Origin of the sequence: Flocculibacter collagenilyticus (genome assembly GCF_016469335.1) — a bacterium.
In the GTDB taxonomy this organism is placed as follows: domain Bacteria; phylum Pseudomonadota; class Gammaproteobacteria; order Enterobacterales; family Alteromonadaceae; genus Flocculibacter; species Flocculibacter collagenilyticus.
Genome location: NZ_CP059888.1, coordinates 2,303,252 through 2,316,622, shown reverse-complemented (window position 1 = coordinate 2,316,622; position 13,371 = coordinate 2,303,252). Strand labels below are relative to the sequence as shown.

13 protein-coding genes are annotated in these 13,371 nt (G+C 38.6%); 10 read left to right on the top strand and 3 right to left on the bottom strand.

The genetic code is table 11. From position 1 onward, the window contains the following. Positions 1 to 111 precede the first annotated feature (111 nt). From HUU81_RS10230 to HUU81_RS10205, 6 genes are all read left to right on the top strand, one after another. The gene (locus HUU81_RS10230; protein ID WP_199608859.1) at positions 112 to 783 is read left to right on the top strand and encodes a DUF2982 domain-containing protein; all 672 of its coding nucleotides are present in this window, start codon (positions 112 to 114) and stop codon (positions 781 to 783) included. 92 nt (positions 784 to 875) lie between these two features. Next, positions 876 to 1,208 (top strand): hypothetical protein, encoded by a 333-nt coding sequence (locus HUU81_RS10225; protein WP_199608858.1) that lies wholly within the window; start codon positions 876 to 878, stop codon positions 1,206 to 1,208. Between the two features lie 197 nt (positions 1,209 to 1,405). Beyond that, the gene (locus HUU81_RS10220; protein ID WP_199608857.1) at positions 1,406 to 3,097 is read left to right on the top strand and encodes a DUF342 domain-containing protein; all 1,692 of its coding nucleotides are present in this window, start codon (positions 1,406 to 1,408) and stop codon (positions 3,095 to 3,097) included. A gap of 89 nt (positions 3,098 to 3,186) precedes the next feature. Then, positions 3,187 to 4,872 carry an Lcl C-terminal domain-containing protein gene (locus HUU81_RS10215; protein WP_199608856.1) on the top strand — a complete coding sequence of 562 codons (1,686 nt, stop codon included), beginning with the start codon at positions 3,187 to 3,189 and terminating at the stop codon, positions 4,870 to 4,872. Continuing rightward, positions 4,869 to 5,420, top strand: a complete 552-nt coding sequence (locus HUU81_RS10210; RefSeq protein ID WP_199608855.1) for an Lcl C-terminal domain-containing protein — start codon at positions 4,869 to 4,871, stop codon at positions 5,418 to 5,420. The genes HUU81_RS10215 and HUU81_RS10210 overlap by 4 nt, the downstream gene beginning before the upstream one ends. A gap of 184 nt (positions 5,421 to 5,604) precedes the next feature. Next, a complete protein-coding gene (locus HUU81_RS10205; protein WP_199608854.1) occupies positions 5,605 to 6,411 on the top strand; it encodes a DUF2884 family protein in 807 nt (268 codons plus the stop codon). 37 nt (positions 6,412 to 6,448) lie between these two features. Here the strand turns inward: HUU81_RS10205 and HUU81_RS10200 are convergent, their stop codons facing one another. Further along, complete coding sequence (locus HUU81_RS10200) at positions 6,449 to 6,829, bottom strand: GNAT family N-acetyltransferase (RefSeq protein WP_199608853.1); 381 nt, start codon at positions 6,827 to 6,829, stop codon at positions 6,449 to 6,451. A gap of 155 nt (positions 6,830 to 6,984) precedes the next feature. On the opposite strand from HUU81_RS10200, the gene HUU81_RS10195 reads away from it, so the two are divergent. Both HUU81_RS10195 and HUU81_RS10190 read left to right on the top strand, forming a co-directional pair. Beyond that, a complete protein-coding gene (locus HUU81_RS10195; RefSeq protein WP_199608852.1) occupies positions 6,985 to 8,286 on the top strand; it encodes an inosine/guanosine kinase in 1,302 nt (433 codons plus the stop codon). 95 nt (positions 8,287 to 8,381) lie between these two features. Then, positions 8,382 to 8,798, top strand: coding sequence for a hypothetical protein (locus HUU81_RS10190; RefSeq protein ID WP_199608851.1), 417 nt, complete (start codon positions 8,382 to 8,384; stop codon positions 8,796 to 8,798). A gap of 38 nt (positions 8,799 to 8,836) precedes the next feature. Here the strand turns inward: HUU81_RS10190 and HUU81_RS10185 are convergent, their stop codons facing one another. Together HUU81_RS10185 and HUU81_RS10180 are read right to left on the bottom strand one after the other, a co-directional pair. Beyond that, entirely contained in the window at positions 8,837 to 9,247 is a 411-nt protein-coding gene (locus HUU81_RS10185) for a hypothetical protein (protein ID WP_199608850.1), read from the bottom strand. 169 nt (positions 9,248 to 9,416) lie between these two features. Beyond that, positions 9,417 to 10,940, bottom strand: a complete 1,524-nt coding sequence (locus tag HUU81_RS10180; protein WP_199608849.1) for an aminotransferase class V-fold PLP-dependent enzyme — start codon at positions 10,938 to 10,940, stop codon at positions 9,417 to 9,419. A gap of 249 nt (positions 10,941 to 11,189) precedes the next feature. Between HUU81_RS10180 and HUU81_RS10175 the strand changes: the two genes are divergently transcribed. Further along, entirely contained in the window at positions 11,190 to 11,906 is a 717-nt protein-coding gene (locus HUU81_RS10175) for a DUF3581 family protein (protein ID WP_199608848.1), read from the top strand. Positions 11,907 to 12,222: 316 nt separating this feature from the next. Continuing rightward, positions 12,223 to 13,317 carry a methyl-accepting chemotaxis protein gene (locus tag HUU81_RS10170; RefSeq protein WP_199608847.1) on the top strand — a complete coding sequence of 365 codons (1,095 nt, stop codon included), beginning with the start codon at positions 12,223 to 12,225 and terminating at the stop codon, positions 13,315 to 13,317. Positions 13,318 to 13,371 lie beyond the last annotated feature (54 nt).

Below are 13,371 nucleotides of genomic sequence, written 5' to 3'. Positions count from 1 at the left end.
TTGTAAACGTCTTCGTGCAATTGTCATTTGGGCAATATTAATGATGCTATTATATTTTGTGTATTTTAATTAACTTAGGGCAACCTAAGTAGTTGATATAGGGTTTAAGGCGTGAAATTACCGATTTATATTAGTGCAAATAGCACTAAAAATAGTATAACAACAATGCTGGTTTCTGGCGTTGCCCTTATTATATTTATTCTATATCTAAAACTAAAAAGTAGCCCATTTAACACAATAGATATTTTTATATTGCTTGCATGTTGTATTGGAATATTAATAGGGTATGTTAAAACGTTAGAGCCTGCTTATTCTATTAAGCTTGATGAGCACGATATGTCATACCAGCATCGATTTGGAACGTGGCAATTAGCTTATAATAATATTCGTCGATTGGGTATACCCCGTGTGCATCGTCAAGGAGAGTATGTTGCGCTATCGTATGTGGGAATTAATATTATTAATTATCAAAGCTTTTTACAGCAATTACACCCTAGGCTGGCTGTTAAACTTTTAATGGAACAAAAGAACCTAATTCAAACGGCATTGGTAAGTGAGTGTCCCGATGGTACTTGCCCTAGTGAATTAATATTTGATGATGAAAACTATACTACCTCGTGTGGGCATCAATATTCCGGTTTAATTGCCATGTTTGCTAATAGAATGACGCGTTTAAAATCCTTACTTGGATATGATCTTTACATACCCACAACTGCATTAGATAGAGAAGAAATGAAATTCATTCAGCTGATTACAGAAATTCGTGATGCAAATAGAGTCTAATTGGAATTTATCCTGTTTAAAGCATTGAAATTACTGGCAGCATGATATTTAATTAAACAAAGCGAATTTTAAAAAAATAAATCGGTAACATTATGAGTCTAGAAAAAAATTATTTGGTTAGTGGGCGTAATACGCTTATTCATAAAGTAAAAAAAATTGATCTTGTTCTAGTGAATGATGATGGTGATCCACCGGTTTTAGTAAGCCACAACGGCTTAACCAAATTTGATAAGCCTATCCCAAAAAACAGACGTGAAGCGAAAGAACAATATTTAGAAGTAGTACAGTTAACCACTCCTGAAATATTTGGCGACAGAAAAACGTTAGTGTTTATTCAAGCGCTAGATGGTAAAGAATATAAAATTGATTATTCCAAGGTAGGAACCCCCTTATTTATAGCTGTACATCAGGACAGTTTCCTATAGTTATGACGGAGCGATAAGCTCCGTTTTTTCCTTATCCCACCACCACTTATTCGTCATATCAAATTAATCGTGTTGATTTAGGTATATAAATTGAGAAACTAGGTTTACTTACCTTAGTATTGCTTAAAAATTTGCTGCTTGATTTTTAGCCATTTTCGCCGATAACTACGTATACTTTAATTAAACAACGAGTTAGTTTGAAAATTAATATGGCCACTGCTGTTAAGTTTTATCAGAAAGATAATGATATTGTTGCCTCTGTTACACTTCATGATATGGATGCTTCGGTAACGTCTGCTTCTATTACCAATGCATTAAAACAGTCTGACTTCAAACGTTGCCGTATTCACCAAGATGGTATTGCTACGCTTGTTGAAGCATGTAGCCATTATTTATCACAATTGCGAGAAGCCGAGCAAGAATTCAAAAGTAAGCGCTTCGAACAAGTTGTGGCCACCCAGCATGATGCCCAGCTAGAGATTATTTGTAGTGAAGATAATATGTTTGCCAAAGCACATATTATTACTGCTTATGGCGGTAAAAATATTACAGCAAAAAAAATCGTAAAGGCGGCACTAGAGAAAAAAATAGCGTTTGGGATAGATAAAGACCGTATCAAAGTTATTGCTGAGCAAGCCGCAAAGGCAAGCCCGGGAAGTAAAATTGAGCAGGTAATCGCAAAAGGTAAGCCGGTAAAAAACGGTAGAGATGCACGCATTATTTACCATGTAAAAAGTGCCGATGAGCGCGAACTTAAGCCTCAGGCTGTAAGCAAATATAGAGTAGATATGCGAGATTTGGGGACTATTGAGAGCGTAAAAGAAGGCGCTTTACTTGCGGAAAAACAGCTTATACAGCCCGGTAAACCAGGAATAACAGTACTTGGTGAAACGATAGAACCTACCGATGGTGAAGATTTTAATTTTGTAGCTGGTGAAGGGGCTGAAATATTACCTGATAATCCAAACAAAATATTTTCAACAATTGCGGGATTACCGAAAAAAATAGAAGGCGGTATAGCGGTTGATAAGATTTTTCAAATTGAAGATGTTGATGTTTCAACTGGGCATATCGAGTTTGATGGAAGCGTAATCATTAACAAAGACGTACATGAAGGAATGCGAGTTATCTCTACGGGTGACATTCATGTAATGGGATTAGTTGAGTCAGCTTATTTAGAAGCACAGGGCGATATTATAGTGAATAACGCCACAATTGGCCGTCAAGTTGAATTAAAAGGTGCCGTGGAACCCGAGTATTCTACCAAGTTAATTGCGAAAGGAAGTATTAAAATTGGGCATGGGCAATATGTCGCATTATTCGCAGGTAAAGATATTCTGGTTGAAAAACAGCTATTGCATAGTCTGGTAAAAGGCAATGTGGTAACGATAGGCCAAGGAGACAAACCTCAAGGTAAGTTAATTGGAGGGCGATTAATATTAGGTAAAAGTCTTACTGTTGGTGTGCTTGGTGCTGAATCTGGAAGTCGAATTGACATTTCACTAGATAGACACATTGATTGGCTAATTAATCAACAAGTACTTATAGATGACAAAATTGAATTTCATCAGTTAGTGATTTTAGATGTGAAAACGGCGATTAAGTACCTCAGTGAAAATTTACCACCTTCTTCAGATAAATCAGTGCTTTTAAAAGATGCAGTAGATAGCTTTGAACATCATTTTGCAACATTAAAGCAACTGGTTAGAAAGCGGAAATCTAATCTTGCCAAAATAGAAAACATTCCTAATTATTTATCCGTGACAATAAACCAAAAGTTATATCCAGGTATTCATGTGAGTTGTGCTGACGCGCGATTAAAAACTGACAACGAAACTGGCCCGTGTCGAATAGAATATCGATCAAAAGAACTGCAAATTAAACATTAACGATTATAGTTAGTTAGATACAGGTGAAAGAATTAAGGCTTTATGTGACTGATACTTTGATATGTACAACTAAATACGAGCGCTATGTCATGGTTTTAAAAGAGAGGCTCGTTACTATTTTACTGTGTTTGTTACTTGGCGGGTGCTTAGCGGGTGGTGATAATGATAATACCAATGTGAATACGCCACTAGTGTCAGTAAATGCAGGGGCAGACAAGACGGTCATTGAGTCACAATCTGTCACATTAAGTGCTGCTGCATCAGATGCAGAAGGTAGTTTTTCATGGCGACAAGTATCTGGTGATGTACTCAGTGAATTTCCTGCAACAACACAGTCAGTGACGTTTACAGCCCCTTCAGTGAAAACCGAAACAACGCTAACGTTTGAAGTTGAGTATAGTTCTGGTACTGGTATTCCTGCCAAAGATCAGATTTCGGTTATTGTTACACCGCTCAATCAGCCACCTTCTGCGTTAATAGTGATAACCAGTCATACAAATAGAAATGTAGTAGCGGGTGATGCTGTGACCCTTGACGCCAGTGGCTCTGTTGATCCTGACGAAGACGGCGTGATTGTCAGTTATGAATGGCAACAAATAGCTGGCGCTAAAAATGTAATCACAACTTCTGTACTTAACGAGCCTCAGTTATCTTTTTTGGCTCCTGTTGAAGCACAAACGGCAATTTACAGCTTTTCGGTTACGGTCATCGACGATGAAGGGGCGCAGTCAACGAATAGTATAAATCTTAATGTATTACCTAATACAACTCGTATTAGTGCCAATGCAGGGCAAGATAAAACAGTTGAAGAGTTTGATTTGGTAAGCCTTGATGCCTCTTTTAGCCAAGCTATTGATGAATTCTCTTGTTTCTGGCGGCAAACAGAAGGAGAAGCCGTCACTATAGAGTCGACAACAGAGTGCGTTACACATTTTGAAGCACCAAATGTTGACGATAGTGAAAAGCTAACGTTTGAGCTTCTAGTAAGTGATAACGACAATCGTCAAGCAACAGATAGCATAACCATTACTGTACGGAAACTGGCGCTTGGACTGATTAATGATTCGGGTGTTGTAACATGTTACAACGGGCAAACCACAATTGATTGCAATGAAGAATTAGGTAAAAAGCAAGATGGCGCGGTAGGAAGAGATGTATATGCCGACAAGTTAGATAAGGTAGGCGCAGGAACTCGCGCTTTTGACTTTATCAAGCTAGACGAAAACGGCAAAGAGGTGGTTGAAACGTCATCCGAGTATGCATGTGTGCGTGACAATGTAACAGGACTCATTTGGGAAGTTAAAGATCCTCCAACTGGCACCCCGCCGTCTACAAAGCTGCGTGCTGGTAACAATACCTACACATGGCAATACGGTGGCGATAATGGCGGGGTAGACGGCGCGCAGAGCGATCCACAAACAACTTGCCCAAGTACCGTAAATTGCGGTATTGAAAACTACCTAGCAGAAGTTAATACAACTAATTATTGTGGTGGAGCCAATTGGCGTTTAGCTACGCTGGATGAGTTAAGAGGCTTGATGGATTATTCACGTTTAGGACAACCGCATTTATTAGATGGTAATTTCTTTAGAAACATGCCACAGGCAGGCTCGTTAGGGCATTTGTATTATTGGAGTGATCAAACAAACGTCGATGGTGGCGCAAATATTACTGCTTGGGTTATTGATATGGCAACAGGGCACGATACCGCTATTAATAAATCTGATAAAGCCTACATAAGATTGGTAAGAACACCAGCCGGAGAAGCACCATGATCTCGAGAACTTCCACTGATTCAGCTTGGTTAAATGTGCTTCGCATGTGTTTTTTCTCTGTTTTGTTCATCGCTTGTAGGGGCGCACAGGCAGAGCAGCACTGTGATAGTGTGCCCGAAAATACCCCAGGTGACTCTTTTACGGTTAATACCGATGGCACTGTAACGCATAATACAACGGGCTTGATGTGGGCGCGTTGCGCGAGCGGGCAAACTTGGGATGAATCAAACCAAAGTTGCACAGGCATTGCTAATCAAGTCACTTGGGTTGCTGCACTAACACTAGCTAATACAACCACGTTTGCAGGTTATACAGACTGGCGACTGCCTAACATTAAAGAGTTAAGCTCAATTGTTGAGCGAATGTGCGTTGAGCCCTCCATCAACTTGTCACTTTTTCCGAACACGCCTTCAGAAAACTTTTGGACGTCAACAACATTAACGAATGAACCGACCAGAGCATGGAGTTTTGCTTTCTATAACGGTAAAAATAACTCGAAAGATAAGAGCGTTGACCTATTTTTGCGTTTTGTTAGGTTTGAAAAATAAGTATCTTTCATCACGCCCTGGTTAAGTTATCCCTATTATCGTGCCAAATCATCCGTTCATCTCAAATTAGCGTACTTATTCTGCAATTTGATATTTACTTAAAATGTTAAGGTCGCTTAATATGCGTGATTCCAGCTCGCATTATTCAGCGAATAATACTTTTTTGACTTTAAACAAGGCAGTTATGCAAGCAGCTTTTATTACATGCTTTTCGAAACTATCACTTTCTCTATTCATTTTATTGACTTTTTTCCCTTCAATGGCATTAGCAGGAAAGTGCGATGTTAGATTGAATTATGGATTATTAATCAATAATGATCACATTCGAGTAATGGTAAAAGATCGCACGCAATTACAAATAAATAATGACAAGCAGTTATTTATTAAAGGGGAATGGATTCACCTTAATGAAGAAGACACTGAGGTACTTAAGCAGTTTAGTTTGGGCTTACGCCGCGAAGTACCAGAAATAGTCAACATTGCAATGGAGGGAGTTGATATTGGACTTAGAGCAATTGACTATGTAGTAAAAGGGTTATCTGGTGGCCAGAGCGGAGCTGGCATAGATGAGCACTTTAAAGAAATTAAATTTAAATTAAAAAAGAAATTTAACCGCACGGGTGAGCATTTTTATATTGCACCTCAAGGATTAGATGAAGTTGCAGACTTTTTTGAAGATGAGCTTGGTGAAGAAATAAAAAATATTGTGACGCGCTCGTTAGGTTCCATCATGGTGGCAGTAGGAGAAGCGGTTAAAGCGGATAGAAACAGCCTTGAATCTAGAACAACTGATTTAAGTGAAAATATGGACAGAATCAATGACGATATTGCACGTTCATTACAAGCAAAGTCGAGGTTGCTGGAGAAGAAAGCAGAACAATTTTGTTGGCGATTAAAAGAGTTGGATAAATACGAAACCAAGCTGCAAGATCATGTGCCAAATTTAAAGTCGTTTGATATTGTCGGCGTAGAACTCGACAAAATGTATTAATGTTATCACTTAAGGGCACTCAGAATTCTGGACGTTCTCATTCTATATGGGCAGCCATTGCCACAATGTTTCTGCCTTGGTTTTGATATACCTCTAATTTATTCAAAATAGGTTGGGGGAGCTGAGCAACCTCTATTAATTTGAACCCAAGCGCGCTATAAAAGGTTACTAGCGAAGTGTAGGGAAATGTGTAGAACACTTGGCTCGTACTAACCATCAGTTCAGTTAGTAACGAATTAGCTACTCCATTTCCGCGGTATTTATCGTCCACATATACACCAACTAGTAGAGAATATTCAAAAATACGAGTAATACGCGCAGCAGCGATAACTTCATGATCATTGTTTCTTGCCACCCAAATATTGTCATTTCTTTTAGCTGTGCCTCTAGCGCCATGTTTTTTATAAAATTTATTCACTAATGTAGCCGAGAGCGGCGATAAGCATTCTATTTTGTATGATAAGGAATGATGTTTCTTCATTATTTGCTTCATATTTGTACTAAGTTACGGGTGCAATGAATATTCAGAGGGTGTTATAATAACGCCCCTTTTTATTTTGTAGTTAATGAAATATGCGCTTTCCTGGTAGTCGTAAACACAAACATTACTTTCCTGTTGATCAAAAACACCCTTTAACGAATAAGTTAACCGAAACGGTGCAGCTTAAACATCCGTACATTGTTGGGATTGATCAAACTATTGTAGATATTGAAGCAAAAGTAAGTGACGAACTACTAGAAAGGTTCAATTTAAAAAAAGGCCTTTCGCAAGTTGTAGAAACAGAAGTGGCGGAATCGCTATATGCTGAGCTTGAAAACAGTCAATTGATTACGGGTCAGCATGCTGGTGGTACGATTGGTAATACTATGCACAATTACTCGGTACTTGCTGATGATCGATCAATTCTGTATGGCGTAATGAGCGAAAATATTCGAATTGGCAGCTACGCATACCAATACTTGTGCAATACATCGTCACGAGTTGACTTGAATTATTTACAGCCGGTAGCAGGGCCAATAGGGCGTGGTTATACGCTGATTACGGATGATGGCGAGCGCACCTTCGCCATTAATGCTGGTTCAATGAACAAGCTTAAACCTAGCTTTATTGATGAGGCATTAATTAAAGAATCGTCGGCATTAGTAATAAGCGCTTACTTCACCAGAAGTGAAGAGTCAGATGGGCTAAAAGAAGCTACAATCCAAGCGGTTGAATATGCTAATCGTCACAATGTACCTGTGGTATTGACCATGGGCACGCGCTTTATGATTGATGAAAACCCAACATGGTGGCAAAATTTTGTTGCTAATCATGTTCAAGTGTTAGCAATGAATGAAGAAGAGGGAGAGGCACTTACAGGGCTATCTAATCCACTTCAAGCTGCTGATAAGGCACTGGATTGGGTGGACTTAGTATTATGCACAGCTGGCCCGTTAGGATTATATATGGCTGGCTATACTGATGAGCAGTATAAGCGTGAAACGGAAAAAGCACTTTTACCGGGAGCAATTGCAGAATTTAACCGTTATGAATACTCGCGTCCGATGCTTAAAGTAAAGTGTGTTAAGCCAATTAAGGTGTATTCACATGTTGCACCATATATGGGTGGACCAGACTCGATTAAGAACACTAATGGTGCTGGCGATGCAGCGTTATCAGCGCTATTGCATGATCTAACCGCAAACGTATATCATAGCGTTAATGTGCCAAGCTCAACTAAACATCATGCAGGTGCATTGTGTTATTCTTCTTTCTCGCAAATATGTAAATATGCAAACAGGGTGAGTTATGAGGTTTTGGCGCAACATTCGCCGAGGCTATCTAAAGGACTTCCTGAAAGAGAAGACAGTTTAGAAGAAACATATTGGGAATAATTGTTTCATAAGTATCGATAACTAAAGTTGCTTAGGGCGCTTAGGAAGTTAGCATGTGCCTTGGCAGCTGTTAGTGGTAGCAGTAGGTAGTATTTATGCGTAATAATTGTTCTTATGAGTGTGAAATCAAACACTCTGTTGTTTATGCAAAATTAATTGGTTCGTTTAACGAGCGTATCGCCAAACAATTATATAACGATGTTCAGCACAACTTATTGCCGCAATTGAAGGGGCAAGCTTTTGCCTACTTTGTAGATCTAACCGAATTTCAAGGTGCGACGCCCGAAGCGCACCTTATTAATAATCAAGTTAATCAATTATTAAACAATGCTGGTTTGGTTAACAAGGCGGTATTAGTCACTACTAATTTTCAGTTTGATGTAGCTGTTGTTATGTCGGATGCCTTGAAAGTGCAAAAAGCTTATACAAAAACCTTTATTAGCAAAGCGGAAGCTTTAGAATGGCTAGCTAGCAAAGGTTTTACAATAGACTCGTTAAACGTTGCCAGCTAGGTGTTGCCTAAAATAAGGTGCAGGGTAAATGCTCAACATTAACTTAATGCTAAGTTGAAAATCTTCCCAATATCTTCTTTTAGTTCGCCAGTAATATCGCCTAAAAAGCATACTTTTGCGTTTTCCGGAACACGCTGTAAAATCTCTTCAACTTGTTCTTTTATTGGGCCATTATCAACGTGCAACTCTTCCGCAAAATAATCTTGATTATTGCTGTTTACATTCGTCAATGCCTCAAAAGCACCTAGGCCTACTGGTGTGAATACAATTTCATTATCTTCAATAACACCGCCAGACAAACAACAAAACACACTTTTATCATCAAGTTGCGTTTTATATACGTGATATTGCACTTCACCATCGTGATCAATACCCAACATTTGTAGGATATCGTTATTGGTTTCGTCGCTTGCACTTACATTAGTGATTAGTTCTGATGAAAACGCCATGGTTCCTCCTGACAGACTTTTGACAATTTCAATTCAGATTTATTAAAGCAGATATCATGCCATTCTTAGGTAAGGCTAAGCTATATTGGTGGAAGTGAGGCAGCAATTAAACGCTATGAGGATTGATATAAAAAGAGCACACAAAATGCAGTGTGCTCGATTGTATTTATTAACTGGTTTGTTTGAATAGTTTATTTAATATACTGCTTTTAGGTTTCGGCTTGTGACAGGTTGTTGCTTCAAACCCATCTAAGCTTGGATAACTCGTTTGCTCATTTCTGTGCTTAAACTCACCTGAAGAAGGATTAAAGAAGTAGTCCTGCGCCCATAAGTCTGCATTTTCGATAGTTTGATTAATTGCGCTCACAATAGCGCGCGCTTCTTGGTCGCTTGTTGTTGGGTGCAATGAAACTCGTACCCAGCCAGGCTTTTCTGTTAAATCACCAGAATCAATCTGTTCAGTAATTTTTTTGGACATACTGGGATCTACTTGCAGCAAAATATGACCATAAGTGCCCGCGCATGAACAGCCACCGCGTGTTTGAATGCCAAAACGGTCGTTTAAAATTTTAACAATAAGGTTATGATGCATGCCCAACACATAAAATGAGACAATACATAAACGCTCTTGTGCTTTATCTTCTAGCATTAGCACCCGCTCATTTTTAGTAAGTTCACCCATAAGATATTGAGTAAGTTCATGCTCTCTGGCCGCTATTTTATCTGTTCCCATTGATTCTTTTACTTTGATTGCCAATGCAGTGCGAATACATTGTAAAAATCCGGGAGTGCCGCCGTCTTCTCGTACTTGAATATTATCGAAAAATTTATGTTCGCCCCACGGATTAGTCCAACTAACAGTGCCACCACCAGGATGATCGGGCACCTTATTCTTATATAAAGCGCGATTAAAAATCAGTACACCAGAACTAGCAGGCCCACCTAAAAACTTATGAGGTGAAAAGAAAATAGCGTCTAATTGTTGCTTTGGGTTTGCAGGATGCATGTTTATATCAACGTACGGAGCGGATGCTGCAAAATCCACAAAGCATACGCCACCATGTTCGTGCATTATTTCTGCAAGTTGATGGTAGGGCGTTTTTATACCCGTTACATTTGAACAAGCGGTAAACGACCCAATCTTAAACCTGCGATCGCTATATTGTTGTAATAATTCATCTAAATGATTAAGACAAGGCAGCCCTTTGTCATTAGCTTTCACTATCTCGAGTGTTACATCACATTCTGACCACGTAGTTTGATTGGAATGGTGCTCCATGTGAGTAATAAAAACGACCGGTTTTTCATTGTCTTCAAACGTTATCTGATCTTTCATTCGCTCTGGAATACGCAATCCCAAAATCCGCTGGAATTTATTAATAACAGCCGTCATACCTGCACCAGCACAAATTAGCACATCATTTTCACACGCATTTACGTGCTCTTTTATGGTTTGTTGCGCTTGATGATAAGTGTTGGTCATGGTGCAACCAAGAAGGTTTGTTTCTGTATGCGTATTGGCGACGTAGGGGCCAAGTTGATAACTGATAAATTCTTCTACAGGGCGGTATAACCTGCCACTTGCTGTCCAGTCAGCATAAATGATTGGACGAATTGCACCATTTAGCTCATGTGTAAGGTCAATGCCAATGATATTTTTTCGGTAAGGTGCAAAGTAGTTTTCCAATGACATAGTATAAAAACGCCTAAAAAATCAGTTAATATAATAAAAACTTATATTCCACAAAAGAATATCTAATAACTTCTGATTATAAATGGATGCAATAATATTGGAAGACATGTGAAGAAAAAATTATCCGCATTAAGTGGTAAAGAAGTGCTGTAAGCTGGCTAACGCTATTTCCCTTCCAAGCTGGCTTGACCACCTAGCTAAAAAAAACAAGTAGAATAAGCCTTCCAAATTAATGATAGTAATTGAAATATGTTTGTAGATAATTTTTATACATACACTGATAGAACCCTCAGCTTTACCAAAGAACAAGCGAGTTCGTTTGCCAAAGATATAGCGAATGACTTTAACCCTATTCACGATGTAGATGCTAAGCGCTTTTGTGTGCCGGGTGATTTACTGTTTTCTGTAACAGTGGCGCAAGGCGGGTTAAGCCAGAATATGGAATTTATTTTTGCCGGGCTGGTTGGTGGTGGCGTTAATCTTATTGTTGATGACTTTTCCGCAAAAGAGTTATCGATTAAAGATCAAAGCGATAAAACTTACCTTGTTGTAAAGCGCTCGGGTGAAATATGTAAAGATGAAGCTGCACTTAATGCCCTAATTAGAGAGTACGTCGCTTTTTCTGGCGAGAATTTTCCGCATATTTTAGTCCCGCTGATGAAACAAAAAGACGTAATGATAAATCCAGAACGTCCATTGGTTATTTATGAAAAAATGCTCATTAATTTAAACAACATGAAGTTAACGAATCCTAAGTTAACGTTGAGTAATACTGAGCTAGTCGTTGAGGGTAAACGCGGAAATGCTATTTTACAATTCACCATTACTGACACAATTGAAGGCGTTGAACAAATAGTTGGTACTGGAGAAAAGCACATGGTATTGAGTGGTTTGCGAGCATATCAACAAGAAGCAATAGATAGCATGGTTAACTTTTATAACAATAGAAAATGCCAACTAGCATAGCGTAAGTTTAGGCAAATACGCTTCACAGAACTCCGTTTTGAATATTTTAAAGTCTGAGATTGGTTTGAGTTTTATCGAGTTTGTCGCCATTAATTGAACAACTAAAGTAGACAACTAAGTATTTAATTCTATTATTATGAATAAGCACATAAAAAATAATTATTTCGCTTGAATCCGTTCATTGGACTTATTTCAAATTAGCACATTAGTAGCAATAATTGGGCTGTTGTTTCAGCTTTCTTTAGCGAAGAAAAGCCCGATTGTTAGTAAAGAATAATACTAAAGCTAAACATCATAAATTAAGAGTGAATTTCAGATGGGATTATTTGGAAACAAAGCAGAGTTAGAAGCACTTAAAGTAGAAGTTGCTGAACTTCGTAAACAGAACGAAGCTTTAGAGCGTACAATAGCGCAAAAAGATGAAGATATTGAGCTATTGTCTGAAGCTCCAGAAGTCTCTGATGATTCGTCCGAATTAATGCGATTTGAAAATCAGTATTTAAGAGACAGCCTTCATGATGTTAAATCAAGTTTAGACCGTTCGGTAGAGCGTGGCGCAGATACGCTCGATTCAACATCAACGGTACTTAATAACTTTGGTAACATCACTGATAATATCCATCGAATCGCGTCTGAATCTATGGCGCTAGAAGAGCTTGCTAAAAGCTCTGGCGCAACCGTATCTGAAATGACAGAGCGTGCCGAAGAAATAAGCTCTGTACTCACCTTAATTGAAGGCATAGCTGAACAAACTAATTTACTTGCATTAAACGCAGCCATTGAAGCTGCACGCGCAGGCGAACAAGGGCGTGGATTCGCAGTTGTTGCGGATGAAGTAAGAAGCTTAGCCACAAAAACTCAAGCAGCGATAAACGATACGCATAAATCGATTCAAGCAATGGTGGCGAATGTTAAGCAAGTAGCAAGTAATTCAGAGCAACTAATTGAAAACATCACCAACAATGCAGGGCAAATTCAATCCTTAGAGGATGAATTGTCAGGTATGAATAGCACTGTAAAGTCCTCGTTTAAAAATATAAAAGTATTAACAGATAACGACTTTATGACATCGATTAAGGTTGATCATTTGCAAATCAAAGTTGACGCTTACTTATCAGTCGGTGTTGGACAAACAGAGATGCAATATATTGATCATCATCAATGTGAATTAGGCCAGTGGTATTACAACGGTGAGGGCGGACGATTTTTTGCCAAATCCCCTAATTTTGGCAAGCTAGAGCAACCTCATCAACGCTTTCACAAAGCCACAAAAGATATACTCGATATCATTAACTCACAACAAACAGATTACAAGCAGCATGCAATGACCTCCCTCCAGCAAATGGAAAATGCCAGTAATGAAGTGTTTAATTATTTAGACAATATTTGGCGAGATAAGCATAAGTTGTAATTTTAGTACAGTGTTGCCTTTTTATTAAATGAATTTATCTAGGCTTTTATAATT